This is a genomic window from Rufibacter sp. XAAS-G3-1 (assembly GCF_013623775.1).
Lineage (GTDB): Bacteria > Bacteroidota > Bacteroidia > Cytophagales > Hymenobacteraceae > Nibribacter.
In genome coordinates this window covers 323,551-345,610 of record NZ_JABFAM010000003.1, presented here as the reverse complement: position 1 = coordinate 345,610, position 22,060 = coordinate 323,551, and the positions used below count along the sequence as shown (strand labels likewise).

Here is a 22,060-nt window from a genome sequence, read left to right as displayed (position 1 = left end):
GTCTTGTTCTTCAAAGGCGCATTCCTTTCTCCTGCAATGGCGCATTTCACTTCTGCCCTCTAAAGCAGATACTCCCCCTTTGAAGGGGGCGAAGGGGGGATGTTTACACCTGCCGGTCAAACGCATTCCTTTCTCCTGCAAACGCGTATTCCCCTCCCAAGAGGGGTAGGTTGATTAAGTCGAAATTGGAGCTACTTAGTTCTGGCAGGTGGCATCACAGGCTTCTGCAGTACCTGCGCACGTATGAAATTCTTGAAGAAGAAAGCCTCCTGCTGGGTTTTAAGGCCTATTTTCTGAAACAGAGCCTCAAACGGCGGCAGGCGTTCCGCCGAAATGTGACTGACCAGCCCAAAGAAGCGGTACATGCCCCACAGCAAGAGCTTTTGCCAGAAAGGCGGGGCCGAAGATGTATGAAAATCGGTGTGCAGCCAGAGTCCATTGGGAAGCAAAGCCAGGGAAAGCCGCTGCATCATGTCAAGAGCTTCTTCGGGCGTGAACAGGTCTAGCACGAAAGGAGTAAGCACCACGTGAAACGTTTCCTGCGGCAGAAGGCTCGCCTCCGTCCCCAACCTGAATTCCACCTCGGCTTGCGCCGATGTTTGGGCAAACCTGTTTCTGGCTTTTTGCAGCATGTTGGTGGAGGGCTCCAGGTACAGCACATAGGCCGGGGCACTTTTGCGCAGGAGTTCGGGCAGAACCCAACCGCTTCCCCCACCCAGCACCAGCACCCGCGCACCTGTCGGGATCAAGGAAAGGAAATGCGCCTGCGCCTCTTTCTGGGCTTTCCCATACACCAGTTGCGCCAGCGCATCATAGACCGGGGCAATCAGGTTGAAGTCTGGGACAGAAGGTGGCGGCATGCAAGTCGTTTTGGGGCTGTTTTTACGAAAGTAAGGCAAAAACGCTTCTAATTGGGCCCAACGCTAAGACTCTCGCTCGCGTCCCGCGCGTGGGGGATCCGATCCCTCGGCCTCTGGCCGAATTCTTCTGTTGATAAAGGTGTTCACTTAGTACCTGATGTTACGCAAGAGCCTAGCTCCCCTCCGTAGAAGAGGAGCCAGGCTCCCGCGTTTTGGGGCTGTTTTTCGGAAAACGAGCCCAAAACGAAGAAACCTATGAGGTTTTCAAGACCTCATAGGTGAACCTTTGCTGTGCGTAGAGTTAGCGCGAGCGCTCTACGCACCCCTGGACAGCCAATCTCCTGATTGGCGAGCTATCGGCGCAGATGCTGCGAGGTCTTTTGGAGCGAGCGGCATTACAGGGTGAGCCAACAAAAAAAACTGGCGCGCGTCTCGGGACTCGTGACAAAGGATGAAGCGCGTCCGTCTCCGGACTCTCGCCGGGAACATTGGCAGAATTGCGAAACAGCAGGTAATAACCTGTGTAGCGGCGGGATGCGCGCGAGGGATGACCTGCGTTTTGAGGCTGTTTTTGGAAAATAACCGTTGAAACGCATTTGCCGAACCTCTGAGTTTATTACTGATGTTGGAAGTGCCGGTCTACCGTGTCGTTCAGTTTGTGGAAGATGAAATCCTCGGTCTGTTGGCGCATTTTCTGGGCATCGCCTTTGAAGACTTCGCGGTATTCCTCTACTTTCTCTTTGAAGAGGATGGACACGAAGGTGGTGCCAACGGGTTTCTCGGCGGTTTCTGAGGCACCCTGGCCGAAGAGTCCGGTGACGGCTACGCACACGTCGGCTTTCAGGAGCTTGTGGAGGCCCTGCACCATCTCGTTGGTGGTTTGCTGGCTCTCGGCGGTGTATAGTTTGAGGGTTTCGGCTTTGACGCCCAGTACTTTGGTCTTGGCTAGCTCGCTGTACGTGACCATGCTGCCCAGAAAGACGTCTGTGGTGCCGGTGGCTTCGCTCATGGCGGCGGCCAGGCTCCCGGCGGTACAGCTTTCGGCGAAAGCCAGGGTGAGGTTCTTGTCCTTCAGTTTCAGGATGAGTTGGGTCAGTTCGTCTGGTTTCATGGGTTTGGTTTTGGCCTATGGGCATCATACTGTTTTTAGCGGGGAGGGTTGCCCTGCGCGGCCTTCCCAACACCAGCCTTGCCCGTTACGTACTGTAGGAATCTTGTTGTTTAAGAGCCGTTTCCTGGAAACATGCCTGAAACGGCGGGCTCCCTGAAGAGACACTATGAGAAAAAGACTGCGGAAAATTGTGGCGGGTACCGCTTTGTTTACGGTAGAGTTGGTGGTCACCTGGTCGGTGTTTATTCTGTGCCTGGTGTTGTTTTTCTGGCTGGCCAAGGAGGTGTTGCCGGGCCGGGAACTGAAGTTTGACAGCCGGGCGTTCGCCTGGGCTGATGCCCGCGCCACCCCCGCCCTCACCGAGTTCATCAAAGGCATCACGTTTCTGGCTTCGCGCAACTTCATCTCAGGGGCCGGGCTCATGCTGATTGGGTATTTCCTGTTTGTGAAGAAGCACAAATGGTACTCGCTGAAAGTGCCGGTGATTGCGGTGGGCAGCATCACGTTGAACTTGATCTTGAAGTACCTGTTCAACCGGCCCCGGCCGCTGGTGCCGCATCTGGTAGATTCCTACGGCTTGAGTTTCCCCAGCGGGCACGCCATGATTAGCGCCTCTTTTTACGGACTGCTTATTTACCTGGTCTGGAAGAACGTGAAAGAGCCCGCCTGGCGCTTTCTGCTGATTACGCTGCTCTCTCTGCTCATTCTGTTTATCGGCTTTAGCCGGGTGTACCTGCACGTGCACTACGCCACCGATGTGGTGGCCGGACTGGCGGCCGGATTGGGTTGGGTGATTCTGGCGCTCTTTGTGCTGAACAAGATGGAGAAGTTCTCTAAGCGCAACCTACACCCCGTGGTGAAAGGGGAAGAGCCACCCGTACCCTGAAATTTTTTTCTGCAATTTTGTGGCGGGGGTTTGCAGTTAAAGAAAAAGTAGTATTTTTGTGCTCCCTAAGGCAACAAAGGGGCATTAGATGCGCTGGTGGCGAAATTGGTAGACGCACTGTCTTCAGGTGGCAGCGCTTTCGGGCGTGGGAGTTCGACTCTCCCCCAGCGCACATAAAAATAGAAGAGGCCTTGTAACGTAAGCAGTTATAAGGCCTTTTTCTTTTGGTGTGCGTCAACTGATTGAAAATTGGGATTAGGCAGGAAGAGAACGATGCAGCCGTAAGATAATGTCTTAGAATTTGACGTACTTAGAAGCGCTAACCCCAGGTGTCCTTAGTCCATGAAGAACATTTTACCCTTCCTTTTTCTGCTTCTTTCCCTACTGGTATTCTCCTGCAATGAGGAGGAAGAGGAGAGATTGCCACCACAGCTCCGTCTCTCCAAAACCACCATCTATCTTGATAGCCGGGCCGAACCTTTCATGACCCATACGTTCGCCTACAACGGAAAAGGCCTTCTAACGGACTTTGACCGAATCAGGCATTTCTATGATAAAAACGGCCGCCTAACCTCTGCCGCAGATGATGGGGTGAGCGAAACCTTCACCTATGACGCGGCCGGAAAACTGACAGGAGCCACCAGAAGATTCCCGCTTAACCCAGACCGACCCGCTGACATTGCTACTTTCGAGCATGACGCCCAGGGGCGTATCACAAGGGTGAACGGCGAAGGCGGCGGGGCCACGCTGCTCACCTATGATGCCGCGGGCAATGTGATCAGGCAGGAAGGCTACTATACCTCTCTTTACACCGGTGAGCTTGGGTTCAGGTCTTATCTCATAGAGGTAACGTATGACACCAAGCGCAATCCCTTGCAGGGGATAGGCTCCCCCATCGGCATTTACAGTAGCCCCACGCGTTTCACCAATGCCGGAAGTTGGAACTTCATCTCTTATCTAAGCCCCAATAACCCCACAGAGCTAAGAACTACCAATTTTGATAATAGTGTGGGCGGGAGTGCCCGGGAAGAAGTTATCCCGCTTGTGTATACATACAATGCGGAGGGCTTGCCTACCGAAATCCATTATGACGGGTTCTGGCAAAAGCTGGAGTACGCCATGCTGTGACAGGGTGAGCTTGCTGGCACGAAGGCTGACGCTTTACAGCGTTTATAAGCTGATTTCTACAAAACACATGAAAAACATACTGTCCTCCCTTTTTCTTGTCTTCTGCTTTCTTATGTCTTCCTGCCGGGAGGACGCAGACCCAGATTATGCGGCCAGATATGTGGGCTCCTACAGTGCGTCGGCGGAAGAGAACTTTGAGCCTTATAATCTGTCTGGGGCCAGAAAAGACACTTCCTATGCAAATGTGTTTGTTTCCATCTTCCGGAACGGACAAGACAAGAAGAAGCTGAGCGTGACTATGATTTTGCCCAACGGCAAGCAACTCAGGAGAAACCTAAAGGTAACGGCCGCCAAGGACAGCCTCTATGATTATTTCTCAGATAGCCGTTGCCTGTGCACTGCAACTATTGTTGGTAAGATGAAGGGTAAAAGCCTGGAACTGTCGCTTTACAACCATAAATACGACCTTGATACGCACCTCCTGGATTCTTACCTGACGGTGAAGGCGTTTAGGTATTAACTTGTTTCTTGGAAGAGGCAGTACGCGTGGTTGAAAATAGGTGATGCAGTAGGAGGACAGCCCTACTTTAAATTATCCTAACTTATGAAAATCAAAAAGCTACTCTTTCGTATCATTAAATAAAAATGCCAGAGTTAAGCAGGTTCTATGGGATAATTATAAAAATGTATTTTAGCGACCATAACCCGCCCCACTTCCATGCGGAGTATGAAAGTTGCAAAGCAGAGTACGACATAAAAACGTTAGATAGAATAGCCTAGACTTTGCCGAACAGAGCACATGCTTTAGTCCTTGAATGGGCTTCTCTGCATAAAGACGAATTGATCGCTAACTGGGAGAAAGCCCAGATACCTGCCAAACTGGATAAAATTGAACCGTTAAAGTAGTCTGACAGCCATGAGCGAAGTAATCGAGTTCGAGATCTTGAGCAATTACCATATCTGGGTGAAGTTTAACGACGGACATGAGAAGGTTGTAAACATCAGGCCATTGATTGGTCAAGGGTTTACCAAAGAACTACTTGAGGCTGATAACTTCTGCAAGGTAACAATTGAGTCAGGGGGCGGGCTTGAGTGGCATAACGGATATGACATCTGCCCTAACTTCTTACGGGAATTGCCTGCAGAAAAGAAACACGTGGCATAACCTCGCTAATGTAAGCAAACTGGAAAAACGGTACATAAACGCCCTTACCGTTCACCACCGAGGTTCTTTCAGGGAACAGGGAGAGGGGATAGTTTTCTGTTCAATTACCTTTCTTAAATCTGCTTCCTTCCTGTAGCTTCAATGTGGCTTGTATCTTACAGGGGGGCTTCTTGCGTACAAACGGGGAAACAATGCAGGAGCCTATGCAGGAGAACGGAGAACAGACAAGTAAGAAAGCGGGTGCTTTCCTGGCGGTGGTCACGCTGCAAATGGTCATTGCGTGGCTGGTGTTTGTGGGCTCTGCCTTCCTGTTTTTCTGGATGGCGACGGTGGTGTTTGTAGAGCAGGAGAAAGACTTAGACCAGGCGGCCTTCGCCCTAGCCAGGGAAATCACGACACCCGAGACCACCCAGGCCATGTACTTTGTCACGTTTTTTGGGTCTAAGAATTTTCTCATCTTCGGGTCACTGGGTTTGGCGTTCGTTTTCCTGATTTTCAAGAAATGGCGGTTTTACTCTCTTAAGATCATCACCATCGCCGCTACTACCACGCTCTTTAACCAAAGCATGAAGCTGTTTTTCGGCCGGCCCCGGCCCGAGACTGCTTTTTTAGAACAGAACGGCAACAGTTTCCCCAGTGGCCACGCCATGATTGGCGGAGCGTTCTGGGGTTTACTGGTATACCTGGTCTGGACTAATGTGCGGCAAGTCTGGCTAAAATGGCTGATTTCAATTCTAATAGGTATTTTGATATTCCTCATCGGCTTTAGCCGGGTGTACCTGAACGTGCATTACGCATCAGATGTGCTGGCCGGGTGGGCGGCGGGTATTTTCTGGCTTATCATGGCTATTTATCTGCTGAACAAACTCCAGCAGCGGCTTGGCCGGAAGGTGGAAAAGCAGGTGGAGGGCTGAAGCCCGAACCAGAGGCCATAAACAAGAAACACAGCGCCTGACAAAGCAAGCGCACACCAAAGAAGTCTTTCTGGTGGGTTTTGTAAATAAAATTGCAAATTTACATCTGCAACAGTCATTCCTACCAACTGATTTAACTGTTAAACCAGCTTTATATGATTATTACGCCCAGAGTACGCGGCTTTATCTGCCTAACCTCCCATCCCAAAGGATGCGAACAGAATGTAGTGAACCAGATCAACTATGTGACATCTAAAGGGCCGGTAGACGGGCCTAAAAAGGTATTAGTCATAGGCGCATCCACCGGCTTTGGCTTAGCCTCCAGAATCACCAGCGCTTTTGGGGCCAACGCCGCCACTATTGGGGTCTACTTTGAAAAACCATCGGCCGAAGGGAAGCCGGGTTCACCGGGGTGGTACAACACCGCCGCGTTTGAGAAACAAGCCCATGAAGCCGGTCTCTACGCCAAAAGCATTAACGGTGATGCCTTCTCTGACGAAATCAAGCAGAAAACGCTTGACCTGATCAAAGCCGATTTGGGCCAAGTGGACCTGGTAATTTATAGTCTGGCTTCGCCCCGCAGGGTACACCCCAAAACCGGCGTGGTGCACAACTCGGTGCTGAAACCAATTGGGCAGACTTTCTCCAACAAAACCGTCGATTTCCATACCGGCAATGTCTCTGAGGTAAGCATCACACCTGCCTCGGAAGAAGATATTGAGAACACCGTAGCGGTGATGGGCGGCGAAGACTGGGCCATGTGGATAGACGCTTTAAAAGCCGCAGATTTGCTGGCTGCTGGTGCCACCACCGTGGCCTACTCGTATATTGGGCCGGCCCTCACCGAAGCCGTGTACCGCAAAGGAACCATTGGCCGCGCCAAAGACCACCTGGAAGCGACCGCTTTCTCCATCACTGATTCCCTGAAAGACCTGAACGGAAAAGCGTACGTGTCGGTGAACAAGGCCTTGGTAACGCAGGCCAGCTCGGCCATTCCGGTGATTCCGTTGTACATCTCGTTGCTCTACAAGGTGATGAAAGCGAAAGGAATCCATGAAGGCACCATTGAGCAGATCCACCGATTGTTCCAGGAAAGATTATACACCGGCGGCGAAGTAACGGTGGACGAGAAAGGCAGAATCAGGATTGATGATTGGGAAATGCGCGACGATGTGCAGGCAGAAGTAGCGGCTCTCTGGGAGCAAGCCACCACCGAAACCTTACCCACCCTTGGCGACCTGAACGGCTACAAAACCGACTTCTTCCACCTGTTCGGGTTTGAGGTTGCCGGGGTTGACTATGAAAAAGAGGTGAACGAAGTAGTGGAAGTACCGGGTTTGGTGTAAGCTGCTTCTCTTAACTGAGGACAGATAGATTCAAAAGTCTATGTGTCCTCCTGAAAAGACCCTGTAAGCGAACTTTGAAGTCGTTTGCAAGGTCTTTTCTTCATGTTAGGCTACATCTGTTAAGGTTTACTGCTAACGTTTTGTGTAAGTGACGACGAAGCTGAGAGTAACGTTTACCCATGGTTAGCATCAGTTTTAACTTTCAATAGCTCCAAACTTCATTCATTTCTGTCAAGATAATGGGCTTTCCATCTGTCACTACTATGGTATGTTCATGTTGCGTTACAAACCCTCCTTTGTTGCCCACTAAAGTCCACCCATCCTTTAGGGTATTTGCCATTGTTGAAGTAGTAGATATAAAAGTCTCAATGGCTACCACTGAATTTTTTCTAAACCTTGTTAAATTAAATTTATCGTAATAGTTGGCTATTTCATGTGGTTCCTCATGTAATCTTCTTCCAATTCCATGACCTGTTAAGTTCTTAATTACTTTAAATCCTGATTTTTTGGCTTCACTTTCAATTAGTCGCCCAATCTCAGCAATCCGAACTCCGCTTTGAATGTTGTTGATGGCCTTCTGTAAGATTCTTTTGGAAGCGTCTACCAGAGGTTGATGGTTGTTTACATCTTTCCCTAACACGAATGAGCCCCCGTTGTCTGCCCAGTAACCATCCAGTTCCGCAGAAACATCAACGTTAATTAAATCACCTTCTTGCATTAGTTTGGTGGCAGAAGGTATTCCGTGGGCAATTTCACTGTTTAGGCTGATACAAGTCCAACCCGGGAAGTTATACGTTACTGCAGGTGCTGACTTTGCCCCATATTTCAAGAGTAGTTGCCCGCCAAAGTTGTCCAGCTCTTTGGTTGTCATACCTGGTTTAGCATAGTTCCGCATTTCCTTCAGGGTTAACGCAACAACTTCACTTATTCTTTGCATTCCAATAAGTTCGGGCTCACTTGTTATTGACATATGTAAATTGTTTGGAAATCTCTACTTACTGGCAACGGCCTCGTGTAAACAACGTGCTAGGCCGTCGACCGTTCTTTCTTATTTGCCTAACTTAACTGTTTTTAATTCTTTGAAAACAATTTCAAACATGTCTTTGTACGATGAAACATTTGGTTCATTTCTATTATTCATGAATTGAATTTGCTCTTTCAATATGGCAACCATTTCATCGTACCTCTCAAATTGGCAAAGTTTTACTGCTGCTAAATATTCAAAAATCCAATCCGCTCCAACATCACTCATCGAGCGTTCCTTGTTAAGGACAGGCAACACGTCATTGATGTAATAATTGTCTACAGTCTTGTATTTGGAGAAAAAGGCTGAGCTTATGTTTATTATTCTTTCTTTGAAATTAGAGTAGTCATACTCAAAATGTTTTCCTGAATCAAGGAAATAAAATTCGTCCTGATTCCCTAAAGTTTTACCGTCAGCAAAGACAGTCAGATTGTTTCTTTGGTCAGAAATTGACTTAAAGCTGAATTTTTCAAACCATTTTGATAAAATGTCAAACCGCACTCCATAAACAGGATAAACTTTTAGCGCAGGTTCATCCCGTCCTAAATCATAAGTTCTATGTTGATAGAATTCTATGTTATAAAAACCAAAGTCAGTTTTCTGTCGAAGCGAAATGTACTTTTTTATAAACTTAAATTGCCTGAACTATCCCTCTGTCTGTAATCTAGGAAGAATGTCACATATAAAATCTATCATTATATTCTCTTTTAATTTAGGGATTTCATTCAATTCCGACTTACGCACAACGGTCTCGTGTAAAAAGTGTGCTAGGCCGTCGGCCGACGCATAATTTTTACACAATGTTGGGCAATGTGGTTTTTTATTCAACTTTACTTAGCCTTATAATATCCAAGCCGCTACTTGCCCCCATAATTGGCAAAATGGTAAAGAATCCAAACCCGCCACGGTGGTGATATATCACTAGTTCCCCAGTTTTATTTTTAGCAATTATATTGTCACTTGTGCCTATTCCCCAGACAAGCGGATTCCCATTCACAAACAGTCCAGTTTTTACCCTGAAGGCTTTTCCTGAGTATTTTCCTTTTACCAATTTTGTTAGGGAATCGCCTTGTTGATTCCATAGCTGCACTAGAAGCCTTTTTTCATTTATTTGCTTGATTTTTAATTGAAAATCGGAGTTAGTTCTCCTAGCGAGAGAGTCATCTTGCTTCTGATTGAACAGATATCCAATGTTGGTGCTACTGCTGTCAAGACTATAAATTGGTGTCTCAGAACTTCCCTCACCAAAAATATTTACAAAATCTGTCCTAGCTTCTTTAGGAACATTTATCCTTGTACAGCTTGAAAATACAACTGCAAGTAGGATAAAAAGTAAAGTTTCTCTTAAAACTCTAGACACCTTTTTTTTTGTTAATATTTTCCATTTTGCCCAACTATTGTATAAACGGAACAACTCCGGTTATTGGCGCTATGTATGGAGTGCAACATCCGTTTATTCGACTACCGGTAGTCAGATAAGCGGAGGCTGTAACTGCCGAATATACCATTTACTGTTTAGTGATTTTCTAGGCAGGGCAAGTATTTTATCTCAGGATACCCTCTGCTTCCACTAGGGGGTACTCCCTTGTTTGCGCGGTTTTTTACCTTGTGATGGCGGGAAGGTCAGAAAAGGCAAAAGTTATTCCTCCTCTTACGAAAGGTTCGTTAACTGCTCTTCATACAACCGCAGGTTCTCCGCATCAAATACCACAAAAATGACTTGGGCTGGCAGTTGGTGCTGCGCAAGGAAGGCCCGTACCGTCTGCACCGCTACGTTGGCGGCTTTGTCTTTGGGGTACCCGTAAATTCCGGTACTGATGTTGGGGAAGGCAATGGTTCTTATCCCGTGTTCCTGCGCCAATTGCAAAGAGTTGTGGTAACAATTGGCCAGTAATTCCGGCTCCCTTCTATGGCCTCCGTTCCAGACTGGCCCCACGGTGTGGATGACGTGTTTCGCCGGTAAATTGCCGCCCGTTGTGATCACCGCTTCCCCGGTGTTGCAGCCGCCCTGGCGGGCCACAATTTTTCGGCAGTCTTCCAGAATGGCCGGGCCGCCTGCCCGGTGGATAGCCCCGTCCACCCCGCCGCCGCCCAACAAACTGGAATTAGCGGCGTTCACAAGGGCATCTGCCTGTACTTTGGTGATGTCTCCCTGCAGGAGTTGAAGGCGGTGGGCTAACGTGTCTGGCATGGCGTTTTAGGGCTGTTTTTTAGAAAATAAGCTTGAAACTAATCATTTCCTTGTCTGGGGGCGTTTGCTGCCTTCTTTTGCTGAATTCCCCTGTTGGAAGTTCATCTTGCAGGAAAGCTTTAACGAGTGCGCTGCGCGCAGTGGAGGATTTATAAATCCCCGACAGCGTGTTTTCGGGTTGATCAATCCGAAAGAGCCAGGATATACAACAAACATAAAATTAGTTGCCGTTGATAGTAAAATGCAATGCTGTATACAAAATGCGGAAACCTACCCTCCAAGGAGGGGAATTCTCCGGCGTTCCACATGGGTGTAATATGGGGTTTATGACGAACCTGTTTAGAGTTTTTCATTCACCGGCATTTAAAACAATTCCTTTGGGGCAAGCATCCGTTTATGCGCTTGTTTTGAGGCTACTTTTATGAAAACAGGCCAAAAACAAGAGGTTTAGCGGTACACTGCCGCATGCAGATGCTTGTACCGTCGTTTTCAGGCTACTTTTACAGAAACAGGCCTGAAACTCTAAACAGCTTCGACGATTAAATTAAACCATTCCCACACTCACTTCATCCACATTCTCTCATTCACTCAATAAACTCAGCATTTAATCTGCACGCGCAGGGCTTTCAGGCCGCTGACGCCCTGGAGGTCTTCTACCTCTAGCTGTTCCACGTTTTCGGTTAAGACGCCTTTGTTTTGGAGGTATTCAATGTACTCCAGGTACTCGTTGGCTTCGCGGGCCTGGGAGTAGACAATCGCGATTTTGCCGGGTTGGGTGAGGCGTTCTTCGGTGCCCCGAACCAGGGCTTTGTCTATGCGCTTTTTCACAATCTCATACCGGATGTTGTAGGCGCCGTCTACGTCAAACTTGCGCTCGTCTTGCCGGAACCGGATGGCCAGCGGTTGGCTGTGGATTAGAATCAGCTGGGTGGTTTCCAGCGGGACGTTCAACTTTGGTTTGAGGGCCTGCGTGCGGCGGGCCACTTCACAGATCACCATCAGCTGCCAGAGGCGCAGGTTGCGGAGGAACATAAGATCAAACGGCTGGTTTTCTACCAGAGACTGGCCCACGTAGATATTGAACTCCACGCCATCGGTCACAAACCGCTCAAAGTAGTGCGGGTACATCTCCTGGGCGGCCAGTTCCTGCTGCTCCACATATTCTGAGATGGTTTCGTTGATGAGCGTGAGGCTCTCCTCAAAGGCTTTGCGGCGTTTGTACAGAATACCCAATCCGGGATCCATGGCATTGCGGTAGTCCTGAATATACTGCAGCAACTCTGGGTGGGTGACTTCCAGAAACTGGAACATGGGCTCTACCTGTGACCGCAAGGTCTCAAAGATCAGAATGCCATCCTGCACCAGTAATCCTGTCTTCAGCTGACGCAGATGCTTGGAGATAGAGAAGCGCAGTTCATCCAGAATGGGCAGTGAATGCACTTCCACGGCTTTCTTCAAGACCCGCTCCGCCAGTTGCAGGTGTTCCATCAAATCGCCCAGAATGGCGGTGTTCCGCTCAGTGCTGGAACTGCGTACATCGGCCACGGCGTAGAGCGGGTACACATCTGGGAAGATGATGGGCTCCATCTCGGGCGTGGGCGCAATAGGCGAGGCGTTTATCTTGTCCAGCAGGTTCATGGCCGCTTCCCTGAAACGCCATTCCAGCACCGGGTGAATGGCCGTGAACTTCTCCCTTATCACAGACTGCACCCGCGCCTCAATCTCCTCTGAGTTTCGGTTTACCGCCACTGAGAACAACGGCAGAAACTGCTCTACCTTGGCAATGGCGAAGTTGTCTAAGTCGCCGGGGTTGGGAGAGCCCAGTTCCAGGATGCCAATGGGGTCATTGCCGTAGCGCAGCAGGGCCAGCACAATGTTCCGGATGCCCATGCTCAGCATCTCTTCCCGCACGCCCGCTGGTAATTGGGTAGTTGTTTCCACATTTTTTATAACCAGCGGATGGCCGTCACGCACCAGTTCGTCATAAATAGCCTTGAAACCGGCGTAGCTGGAACTGGTGATTTCGCTCTGCAGCAAAAAGCTGTGGTTTATCTTGTTGCCGAAGTTGACGAACGCGCTTTTGTTTTTATGGAACGCCGCCACGCCCAACTGCAGGTGCGGCCGCTTGAAAAGAATGCGGATTTTTTCCTGCAACTGCTCAAACCTATCTGGTGCCAGCATGACATCGCGCTCCAGCAGATCGTTTTTAAGCGAAGAAAGCACTTCCTGGTCAGTTACGTCCAGCAGGTTCATGATGTAGAACCCGCTGATCTCAAAGTTTTCGGGCGGCAGCAACTCCATCCAGATGTCCATGTCGCGGATGTTGTCCAGCATGGTCTGGATGTCTTCTTTGCTGAGCGCTGGTAGGGTTTGCGTAAGGGTGATGTCCAGAAATTGGGTGTTCAGCACTACGTTGTAGTGGCGGTACAGCCCCAGTTGGTAATCTGGCACGGTATAAATCAGGAACTCTTCATGCGGCACCTGCACGTGGTAGAATTTCTCCAGAATTAAGAGGTACACCATGCGCACCCGGTTGAAGAGCGTGCGGTGCTCGTCAATATTGAGGGGGCGTTTCAGGTGGTTGCTGTCATTGAGGATAATCTGCTTGTAGGGCTGGGTGTAGTAAAAGCTGGCATCATACCCTGGGCCCACCACGCCGCTGGCCTCAGATTCATGCGTGGCCGGCGGGAAAACCGCCGTCATGAGCAAATCAATGAGGCATTGGTGCTTGGGGCCCAGCGTGTTCAAATCAGTGATAGGCTCCAGAAGTTCGGGAAGTTCCTGCAACTGCCTGCCTATTTCCTGCGCGCTCAGCATGAAGCTACTTTTACAGTTGTCTTGGAACTGCTGCCAGTAGGTAATAATTGGTTTCAGGCTCAGGTGCGCCTTGAACGGAAAAGAAGTAACACTAATTTGATAATCGTTGGATCCCATACAGGTCTTTAAACGGAAAAACGGTAGCCCAGATACAAAAACAGTACGTACTGGTCAGGCCTGTGTTTTAGGGCCGGTTTCCAGAAAACAGTTCAAAAACGCGTGTTTACCACCCCGCCCTCCGGGCACCCCTACTGCAGTAGGAAGGGTGTTTTTGGTCACCACCGTCATACCGCCTGCTCCAAAGACCTCGTAGCGTCTTTAGACCTGCGCTCTACGCACAAACGGTAACGGCGGGCTGTTGCCTATTCTGTTTTAGGGCTGATTTTTGAAAAATAGGCTGAAAATGGCAAGGCTCTGAGTAGCGTGGTGGTATGTAAGGTTTATTCCTGGTACAGGACAAGCATGGAAACCGGAGGAATGGCAACGGTGCCTTTTACTTTTTTGCCTCCTTTTAACTTGATGGTTTCTCCCAGGGCGGCTACTTTCCACTCTCCGGTTAGAGGTATTTCAGCGGCAATTTCGCGGGCATTGTAGTAAACCAGAATGTTCTGCCAGGAATCGCCGTGGGCGTGGTCTTTGAGTTGATACCCCACCAGGCCGGGTTCTGTGACGGTAAACTCCAGGTGTTGGTTCACCAGTTGGGTGGTGGGCATCCAGAACGCCGGATGGGCTTTGCGCAGGGAAATGAGGTTTTTGTAATACGTAAACACCTCTGGGTGCGCGGCTTTCCAGTTCCAGTTGATTTGGTTGATGGCATCTGGCAGGTTATAGCTGTTGTGTTCGCCGTTTTTGGTGCGCATCATTTCCACGCCCGCGTGCAGAAAGGCTGTTCCCTGCGAGGTGAGCACGATGGCGTTGGAGAGCAGGTGCATTTTTTTCAACTGATTGGGGGTGGCGTGCTCGCTGGAGGCTTTCAGTTTGTCTAACAGGGTAAGATTGTCATGGCAGGACACATACGAGATGGCTTGCCAGGGCTCGCGTGCCCAGGGGGCTTTGGTGTGGTTCACCTTGGTCATGTCTACCTGCGCGTGCGAAACGCTTCCCACCACGCCAAATTTGATCGTTTCCTCGGTGTCTGTTGCGCCGCTCACAAACCCTTTGGCTTTTTCGTCAAACACGGAGCCTTTGATGGCATCCCTGATATCATCTGAGAAAGCGGCAATATGGCTGAGTTGATGGGTATTGGCCTTGAGGGCTTTGGCAGCATCGGGCAGGGGGCTGCTGCCAGCCGTCCAGCCTTCGCCGTAGATAATGAGGTTGGGATTGATCTTTTTCAGCTCCGCCGAGAGCTGGTTCATGGTTTCCAGGTCATGGATGGCCATCAGATCAAACCGAAACCCGTCTACGTGGTACTCTTGCGCCCAGAATTTGCAAGACTCAATGATGAATGTACGCACCATGGCGCGTTCGCTGGCGGTCTCGTTGCCGCAGGCCGAGGCATCTGAGTATTTCCCATCGGGCGTATGGCGGTAGTAGTAGTCTGGGAATTCCAGGTTGAAGTTGGAGCCTTTGGAGAGACCCGTATGGTTGTACACCACATCCATGACCACGCCCAAGCCACGCTTATGGAAGCCCTGCACCATCTGCTTGAACTCTTTGATGCGCACCTCGGCCTGAAACGGATCTGAAGAGTAGGAGCCTTCGGGTACGTTGTAGTTCTGCGGATCATAGCCCCAATTGAACTGCGGCGTATCCAGCGCGGCCTCGTCAATGGAGCGGTAATCAAACGAAGGCAACAGGTGAATGTGTGTGACCCCCAGATTCTTCATGTGGTCTATGCCGGTGGGTAAACCGTCTGGAGTTTTGGTCTTGGCCTCTACCAACCCCAGAAAGGTACCCGGTTTAGAGCTGCCCGAGGAGGGGTGCGAAGTGATGTCGCGCACGTGGGCTTCCCACAATACCACTTCGTTCATAGTTTTCACCGCGGGGCCTTTGTCGGTGGCCCAGCCCCTGGGGTTGGTGGAGGCCATGTCCAGCACCATGGCCCGCTGGCCGTTTACCCCCACGGCCGTGGCGTAGATGCCGGGCGTTTCATTGAGCCAGTGGTGATCGGCTTTGACCTGGTAGGTATAGTAAACGCCTTTGAGGTTCTTCTGGACGGTGAGTTGCCAAACGCCTTTCTCTCCTTTTTGCATGGGCAGCTTTTCGCGCGCCGTGCCCCCGTTGCCTGCGTCATACAGCTTAACCACCACTTCCTGCGCCATCGGCGACCAAAGCTTAAAGGTGGTGCTTTCAGGGGTGTACTCCGTCCAGAGGTTGGCCTCGGTGGGGGTAGGGTATTGGTCAAACTCCCGGATCTGGGCCCAAACGGTAACAGCACTCATCAGGTAAACGAAGCTAAAGGATAAAGAAAGGATCTTACGGCGTTTCATGAAAACAGGCGAAAGGCAACAGATGCAGCAAAAGCCGAAGCTAAGCATAATATTCCTGAACCTGCTGTGCCCCCAAGACTCTGGGAGAGCCGTTCAGAAATAGCTTATCCTTCTTCTGTCTTGATCCGGCCAGAGAGGATGACCACACTTACGCCCATGAGCGCAATAGTGGCAAAAGAAAGCCGCAGACTGCTGATGCCCGCCAGTAAACCAATCAACGGCGGGCCAACCAAAAATCCGGCAAAGCCGATGGTAGAAACTGCCGCCAAGGCCATACTTGGGGCCATGGTCTTGGTTTTACCCGCCACCCCGTACACCAACGGCACCACCGCCGACACCCCTGCGCCCACCAGCAGAAACCCCAGAATGGCGGTAACCAGAGACGGGAAAGTGACCGAGATGGCAAGCCCCACGGTTGTTAACGTGCCGCTTAGTTGCAGCACGCGTTTCAGGCCCAGTTTAGAGGTAAGCCAGTCGGCAATGAAGCGGGTGAGGGCCATGGTGCTCATAAAAGCGGTGTACCCGGCGGCCACCCAGGCTTTCTCGGCGCCCACTACTTTCTGGAAGTACACCCCGCTCCAGTCAAACATGGCTCCTTCACAGATAAGCGAGCAAAAAGCAATGAGTCCCAGCCCCATCAACGACTTGTCTGGTTTGACAAACAGCGGCTGGTCTGCGGGGACCGCGGCATCTTTGGGGAACGCATATTGGTAAGCAATGGCCACGCCCGCCATCACCACCGCCATAATCAGGGAGAAGTGCTGCAGCGGCTCCACCTCGGCCCCAATCATAAACGTACCAATGGCCGCCCCCACAAAGCCCGCCAAGCTCCACAGGCCGTGGAAAGAAGCCATAATGGACTTTTTGTACAGGCTTTCTACGCCCACCGCCTGAGTATTCACCGAGATGTTGGCCATGTTGCTCGCAAACCCGAACAGGAACAGCACCAAAGACAGGTGCAGAATGCTCTGGCTCATGCCAATCAGAACCAGGGTAACACTGTAAAGAAGCAAGGCAATGGTGACTACTTTGCGGCTGCCAATCTTAGAGGTAAGCCAGCCCGTGAACGGCAAAGAAAGCATAAGCCCCACGGGCAAGGCGAAGAGCACGGCCCCTAACTGGGTTTCAGAAAGATGAAGCTTTTGCTGGATGGTGGGAATGCGGGAGCCCCAACTGGAAAAGCACAACCCTTGCAGAAAGAACAGGGCACCTACGGCAATTCTATGGGCTTTCCTAGAAACGGGAAGCGAAGCGGTAAAAAGCATGTATAAACGGTATTCGGGCAAAAATACACCTTTGTACGGGAAGGAACTATGGGCGGGTAATTTCAATCCTTGCGCTAACGTTTTTGCCCTACTTGTAGCACTTCATTAGAGTTATAAGCAAGGACTACGTTTTTTGCAGCAACTGCTTTTCGCCCGTTTTCCCAAAAACAAGCTAAAAACAGTCTGGCTCTTTCAGCTCTTCCAGATTTATGAATCCGGAAGCATTCTGTCGGGGATTTCCTAATCCCCGCATTTACTCAACCAACGCGAAGGGAATTGATAATTCACAAACAGCATCGTTAACAAAAGTTTTCTACAAGATAAGCCCCGGAGAAGGAAACCCCTGTGATGCGTTTTAAGGCTGTTTTGCTGAAAACAGCCTTAAAACGCAAAAACCTGTGAGGTCTTGGAGACCTCACAGGTTTAGACGCAACTAGCGCGAGCCTAAAGTCTCGTGACACCGGATGAAACGAGTCTCCAGACTCGCCGGGAACCACCGGCAGGAGGCGCATCAGCAGAGCCCTCAACAGGTTCTGAATTAGCCCTAAAACAGCTTATTTGGCAGGGGGGGCTTTCAAAATAGTGAGCATGTTCATCTCAATGGTAGGGTAAGCCGACTCTACGATGCGGCCCACTTCCTTGCCGTCGCGGTACAGGATGAAGGTAGGAACGGCCGTGATATTGGCCGCTTTCTCCTCGCCGTTGGGGCTGGTCTTGTCTTCGCGCAGGCTCACCACGTGAAAGCGGGAATGCGGGAAATGGGCCTGGTCAAGTACTTTGTAGAAACGCGGCAAATCGCGTTGGCTGTCCAGGCACCAGCTGCCGGTGTACGCTTTCACCGTCACATTTTCCAGCAGAGGCTGCAGTTCCTCCATAATCTTGGGGTTGGGCGTGTACCGTTGGTAGCCCGGGTGAAACCATTTGCTGTACGGCTCACTTTCAAACGCCACGCGGTTAATGGGGCCAACCAGAATATTCTCGGTTCCGGCGGTGTCCTTTTCCTCGCGGTTCAAATGCTGGTCAAGGCCCGTTTGCCCGGCCGCGGAGTAGCCGGACTGTTCCGCAGGAGCAGTCGTTTTTCGGGCGCAGGCCGAAGCCCCAAAGATCAGAAAAGCAAGAAACAATAAGCGGAGATACATCTTCAACGGTAATTTAAAAAGCGGTTAAGATCCAGGGCACAATGACTAATGAACGATTCTAGCCGTGCAAAAGATACCTCCAGGAAAGAAACTTCTGCGCTTAAATAGTCTCTAGTGCGCGCGGGGCGTCCAAATCCACAAACTCACCTTCCCAGCGGGCAATCACGGCGGTAGCCAGGCAGTTCCCGATCACGTTGACCGAGGTACGGGCCATGTCCATCAGTTCGTCAATTCCCAGAATGATGAAGATAGGCTCTACGGGCAGGTTGAAGGAGGCGGCCGTCCCCAGCAGGATCACCAGAGAGGCGCGCGGCACCCCGGCAATTCCCTTGCTGGTTAACATGAGCGTGAACACCATCAGCAATTGCTGTTCCCAGGGCATCTCAATACCGGCGGCCTGCGCCACAAACACCGAGGCCAGGGAAAGGTACAGGGTGGAACCGTCCAGGTTGAAGCTATAGCCCATGGGCATCACAAAGGCCACCACCTTACGGGGTACGCCAATAGACTCCATGGCCTCCATGGCGCGCGGCAGGGCGGCCTCAGAACTGGTGGTGGCAAACGCGATGGAAACCGGCTCGGCAATGGCCTGCACAAACATCTTGATCGGAATCCGGAAGATAAGGGCTGTCGGCAATAACACCAGCAACAGGAACGCAATCAACGCCACGTACAGCGTCGCCAGCAATTTGAACAGGTTCACCAGAATCCCGAAGCCCATGTGCCCCACGGTGTACGCGATGGCGGCCCCCACGGCAATAGGCGCGAAGAACATGATGATGTTGGTGAACTTGAACATGGTCTCGGCCAGGCCCTCTGTCACTTCCAGCAACGGGCGGCGCTTGCGCTCATTCAGCATGGCCAGGGCAATCCCGAAGAGCACACTGAACACCACAATCTGTAATACCTGCCCTTCGGCTATTGATTTAGCGATGTTTTCAGGAAAGATGTGCAAAATAATGTCTTCCCAGGTTTGGGGCGGGGGAGCGGTAATCTCGTCGCTGGTTTGGCCCCTGAGCACAATGCCGTCGCCGGCGCGGCTAATGTTAATGGCGGCCAAGCCGATGAAAAGCGCGATGGTGGTCACCACCTCAAAATAGATCAGGGCTTTCACGCCCATCTTGCCCACCTGTTTCAGGTTGGAGTGACCGGCAATACCCACCACCAGCGTCGCGAAAACGAGCGGCGCAATGATGGTTTTCACCATTTTCAGGAAAACCTTGCTTAAAACGTTCAGGTTCTGGGCGAAGTCGGGGAAACTGTAGCCAATCTCGGCACCAATCACCATGCTCACCAGAATCCAAGTGGTCAATGATTTCTTGCGGGTAGCAAACAGAATGAGTACCGCAATGCCAATCCAGCGAACGGCGGTGAGCGCCACTTCCGGAAGGGCAACAATTCCATAGTTCTGACACAGCGTGAGCACAACGGCCACGGTAAGTATCGCAAAAGCCACTAAGGCGAGTGTGGTTTTTTTCATACAGCGTTAAGCTCTTTTCCCTTGGAGAAGGGGAAAAGCAGAGGTTTAGGTTTGTGTGGGTAGATGACCGGTAAGACCGGTTAAGGTGTTGGAACCTACAAATATAGTTTTTTCTTCCGGTTCTAAACAAGCAACACGTTTTCTGCCTGTTTCTTGAAAAAGGCGGGCAAAACAGGTTTTTTATTGGCCTTTGCATCTTTTTTAGTACACTTAGGCCTGCAAACGCTACTATTTACTATGCTACTATGGAATTTGGAGGCCCAAGACCTCACGTTGCGCTATACCTGGAAAATCTCCCGCAACGCCTCAGATGTGAAGACCAATCTTTTTGTGACCGTGGCCGATGAACGCGCGCAGGGCCGGGGAGAAGCCGCGCCCAACACGCGCTACGGCGAAACGCCCGACCTGCTGCAGCAGCAATTCCAGACCCTGCAAGCCAACGGTCTGGATCAGATTGCCTCCTTGGAAGAACTGCAGCACCTCATGGGTTTGCACCCGGTAATGCCAGCCCTTCGGTTTGCCATAGAATCTGCGTTTGTGCATTACCTCTGCCGCAGGAACGGCCAAACCGTGACCGAATTCTTAGGGGTGCAGCCGGTGGCCTCGGCCCCCACGGCTTATTCTTACCCCATCATGGAGCCCGGCAAGATTGCCGCCTTCACCAAGGAGCACGGACTGCGGCGGTTTGAGTACCTAAAAGTGAAAGTAAACCAGGAAAGCGGACTGGACATGTTGTCTGAGGTCACCAAAGCCACGTCACAGGGCTTGATCATAGATGCCAACGAAGCCTGGCAAGACCCAGATTCCCTCCTGCGGTTCTTTGAAGGCCTGAAAAGATACCCCATCCTCATGATTGAGCAACCCATGCCGTCTACGCTGGAGGAAGAATACCTGTACCTGAAAAAGCGCTCGCCCTATGACCTCTTCGCCGATGAATCTGTCACCGACCACGCCGATTGGGAACTGTTGCAGCAGCAGTTCCACGGGGTAAACATGAAACTCATGAAAGCCGGTGGCTACCTCAATGGCTTGGCCATTCTGCAAAAGACCCGGTCTCTGGGCCTCAAAACCATGATTGGCTGTATGATGGAAACTTCTATGGCTATCTGGTCTGCCCTGCAACTCGCCCACGGCGTAGACCTGCTAGACCTGGACGGCATGTTGGTGGTGAAAGACGAGCCGTTCAAACTGGTACGGGAAGAAGCCGGCAGACTGTATCCCATAGAGCAACCGTAAGCTATAAGCGCCATTTTTAAGCTTATTTTCAGAAAATAGCCTTAAATCAGAAACATTGGTACTGAGGCTGTTTAGAGTTCTTAGGCTGTTTTCCTAAAAACAGCCTAAGAACGGCGGTATAAACGGATGCTTGTGGCAGTGTACAAATACCCCTCTTGTTTTATGCCTATTTTCCTAAAAACAGCCTAAAAATGCTGGCCTACATGGCCCCTCGCACCAGAGGAATTGCTTTAGATGGCGGTTAATGAAAAACTCTAAACAGGTTCACTATGTAAAAAAGCCACCTGCTTAAATATGCAGGTGGCTTTTTTATGAAAGGGTGACTTAGAGCTTGTTTAAATTTCAGGTTTGCTGGCGAAAATGGTCAGAGAAAGGTTCTGCGGAAGCGTTTTTTGAGCCGCGTAGCAGCGCTACGGGGCGAGAAAAAGGCGAACGCAGGTTCTTTTTATGGCAATTTGCAGCGCAAAGATGAAATTTAAACATGCTCTTATTACATTTTATCAACCGCAGTTTTTAAGGTCTGGGCACGTTGCAGGTGCGTACGAAGTTTGGGCAAAGTAGCATCAATGAATGTCTGCACCTCGGTATCCATGATTTCTCTGTCGGCGGCTTCATACAGAGCTATGGCTTCTTGGTGCGCCAGTACTTGAACAGCGGCAAAGTCTTTGTCAAAGGTTAAACCAGACTCCCCGGTTAAACGATTGATGATGGCCATTTTGTCGGCTGGAGCCGTGGTAGATAGCGTAATGTTCCTTTCCGCGGCCATGGTCATGATTTGTTGGGAAGTCATGGTGTGATCTGTTACCAGCATTGTTCCAAAATCTCTAACTTCAGCGGTAGAGCCTTTCACTTTAGCCATGTTTCCTGTGGTGATTTCAAACATATCACTTTGAGCAGCATTCTGGAAGAAAGTAGCCACTCGTGTCCGATCCTGATCCGTTGCATCCTCATCGTCGTCGTCGCAAGAAACAAAAGCGGTACTGCTTACTAATAGTGCCCAAACCAGCACCCAGAGGTTAGTTTTTTCATAGGAATTGAAATGATAGATGTTTTAACTAGTAGCTGT

Annotated in this window: 19 protein-coding genes, 1 tRNA gene and 1 pseudogene; 9 read left to right on the top strand and 12 right to left on the bottom strand. The window is 50.5% G+C overall.

Annotation, left to right across the window (positions count from 1 at the left end; translation table 11 throughout):
* Positions 1-191: 191 nt before the first annotated feature.
* Together HHO50_RS02285 and HHO50_RS02280 are read right to left on the bottom strand one after the other, a co-directional pair.
* Positions 192-860, bottom strand: a complete 669-nt coding sequence (locus HHO50_RS02285) for a class I SAM-dependent methyltransferase (RefSeq protein ID WP_181304384.1) — start codon at positions 858-860, stop codon at positions 192-194.
* A 616-nt stretch (positions 861-1,476) separates the two neighbouring features.
* Positions 1,477-1,971 (bottom strand): CinA family protein, encoded by a 495-nt coding sequence (locus HHO50_RS02280; RefSeq protein ID WP_181304383.1) that lies wholly within the window; start codon positions 1,969-1,971, stop codon positions 1,477-1,479.
* Between the two features lie 166 nt (positions 1,972-2,137).
* Here HHO50_RS02280 and HHO50_RS02275 point away from each other — a divergent pair, with 166 nt between their 5' ends.
* The 8 genes and pseudogenes from HHO50_RS02275 to fabV all read left to right on the top strand — a co-directional run bounded on the left by HHO50_RS02275 (position 2,138) and on the right by fabV (position 7,410).
* A complete protein-coding gene (locus HHO50_RS02275; RefSeq protein ID WP_181304382.1) occupies positions 2,138-2,857 on the top strand; it encodes a phosphatase PAP2 family protein in 720 nt (239 codons plus the stop codon).
* A gap of 90 nt (positions 2,858-2,947) precedes the next feature.
* Positions 2,948-3,029: transfer RNA gene (locus HHO50_RS02270), tRNA-Leu, on the top strand.
* Between the two features lie 170 nt (positions 3,030-3,199).
* Entirely contained in the window at positions 3,200-3,985 is a 786-nt protein-coding gene (locus tag HHO50_RS02265; protein WP_181304381.1) for a hypothetical protein, read from the top strand.
* Between the two features lie 67 nt (positions 3,986-4,052).
* On the top strand, positions 4,053-4,505 hold the full coding sequence (locus HHO50_RS02260) for a hypothetical protein (protein ID WP_181304380.1): 453 nt from the start codon (positions 4,053-4,055) through the stop codon (positions 4,503-4,505).
* A gap of 125 nt (positions 4,506-4,630) precedes the next feature.
* Positions 4,631-4,891: pseudogene (locus HHO50_RS02255) on the top strand (DUF4160 domain-containing protein).
* A 10-nt stretch (positions 4,892-4,901) separates the two neighbouring features.
* Complete coding sequence (locus HHO50_RS02250) at positions 4,902-5,150, top strand: DUF2442 domain-containing protein (RefSeq protein WP_181304379.1); 249 nt, start codon at positions 4,902-4,904, stop codon at positions 5,148-5,150.
* Between the two features lie 191 nt (positions 5,151-5,341).
* A complete protein-coding gene (locus HHO50_RS02245; protein WP_181304378.1) occupies positions 5,342-6,064 on the top strand; it encodes a phosphatase PAP2 family protein in 723 nt (240 codons plus the stop codon).
* 155 nt (positions 6,065-6,219) lie between these two features.
* Positions 6,220-7,410, top strand: coding sequence for an enoyl-ACP reductase FabV (fabV, locus tag HHO50_RS02240; RefSeq protein WP_181304377.1), 1,191 nt, complete (start codon positions 6,220-6,222; stop codon positions 7,408-7,410).
* A gap of 202 nt (positions 7,411-7,612) precedes the next feature.
* On the opposite strand, the gene map is transcribed toward fabV, so the two are convergent.
* The 9 genes from map to HHO50_RS02195 all read right to left on the bottom strand — a co-directional run bounded on the left by map (position 7,613) and on the right by HHO50_RS02195 (position 19,758).
* Complete coding sequence (gene map / locus HHO50_RS02235) at positions 7,613-8,380, bottom strand: type I methionyl aminopeptidase (RefSeq protein ID WP_181304376.1); 768 nt, start codon at positions 8,378-8,380, stop codon at positions 7,613-7,615.
* A 78-nt stretch (positions 8,381-8,458) separates the two neighbouring features.
* Complete coding sequence (locus tag HHO50_RS02230) at positions 8,459-8,935, bottom strand: hypothetical protein (protein WP_181304375.1); 477 nt, start codon at positions 8,933-8,935, stop codon at positions 8,459-8,461.
* Positions 8,936-9,254: 319 nt separating this feature from the next.
* Positions 9,255-9,794, bottom strand: coding sequence for a hypothetical protein (locus tag HHO50_RS02225; RefSeq protein WP_181304374.1), 540 nt, complete (start codon positions 9,792-9,794; stop codon positions 9,255-9,257).
* A gap of 291 nt (positions 9,795-10,085) precedes the next feature.
* Positions 10,086-10,625 (bottom strand): O-acetyl-ADP-ribose deacetylase, encoded by a 540-nt coding sequence (locus HHO50_RS02220; RefSeq protein ID WP_181304373.1) that lies wholly within the window; start codon positions 10,623-10,625, stop codon positions 10,086-10,088.
* Between the two features lie 597 nt (positions 10,626-11,222).
* Positions 11,223-13,559, bottom strand: coding sequence for a GAF domain-containing protein (locus tag HHO50_RS02215; protein WP_181304372.1), 2,337 nt, complete (start codon positions 13,557-13,559; stop codon positions 11,223-11,225).
* 323 nt (positions 13,560-13,882) lie between these two features.
* The gene (gene pulA / locus HHO50_RS02210; protein WP_181304371.1) at positions 13,883-15,826 is read right to left on the bottom strand and encodes a type I pullulanase; all 1,944 of its coding nucleotides are present in this window, start codon (positions 15,824-15,826) and stop codon (positions 13,883-13,885) included.
* Between the two features lie 152 nt (positions 15,827-15,978).
* On the bottom strand, positions 15,979-17,139 hold the full coding sequence (locus tag HHO50_RS02205) for an MFS transporter (RefSeq protein WP_181304370.1): 1,161 nt from the start codon (positions 17,137-17,139) through the stop codon (positions 15,979-15,981).
* A 554-nt stretch (positions 17,140-17,693) separates the two neighbouring features.
* Positions 17,694-18,278, bottom strand: coding sequence for a thioredoxin family protein (locus HHO50_RS02200; protein ID WP_181304369.1), 585 nt, complete (start codon positions 18,276-18,278; stop codon positions 17,694-17,696).
* A 100-nt stretch (positions 18,279-18,378) separates the two neighbouring features.
* Entirely contained in the window at positions 18,379-19,758 is a 1,380-nt protein-coding gene (locus HHO50_RS02195; RefSeq protein WP_181304368.1) for a dicarboxylate/amino acid:cation symporter, read from the bottom strand.
* 237 nt (positions 19,759-19,995) lie between these two features.
* Here HHO50_RS02195 and HHO50_RS02190 point away from each other — a divergent pair, with 237 nt between their 5' ends.
* Complete coding sequence (locus HHO50_RS02190; RefSeq protein ID WP_181304367.1) at positions 19,996-20,994, top strand: enolase C-terminal domain-like protein; 999 nt, start codon at positions 19,996-19,998, stop codon at positions 20,992-20,994.
* Positions 20,995-21,484: 490 nt separating this feature from the next.
* Here the strand turns inward: HHO50_RS02190 and HHO50_RS02185 are convergent, their stop codons facing one another.
* Positions 21,485-21,913, bottom strand: a complete 429-nt coding sequence (locus HHO50_RS02185; RefSeq protein ID WP_370457513.1) for a DUF4142 domain-containing protein — start codon at positions 21,911-21,913, stop codon at positions 21,485-21,487.
* Positions 21,914-22,060 lie beyond the last annotated feature (147 nt).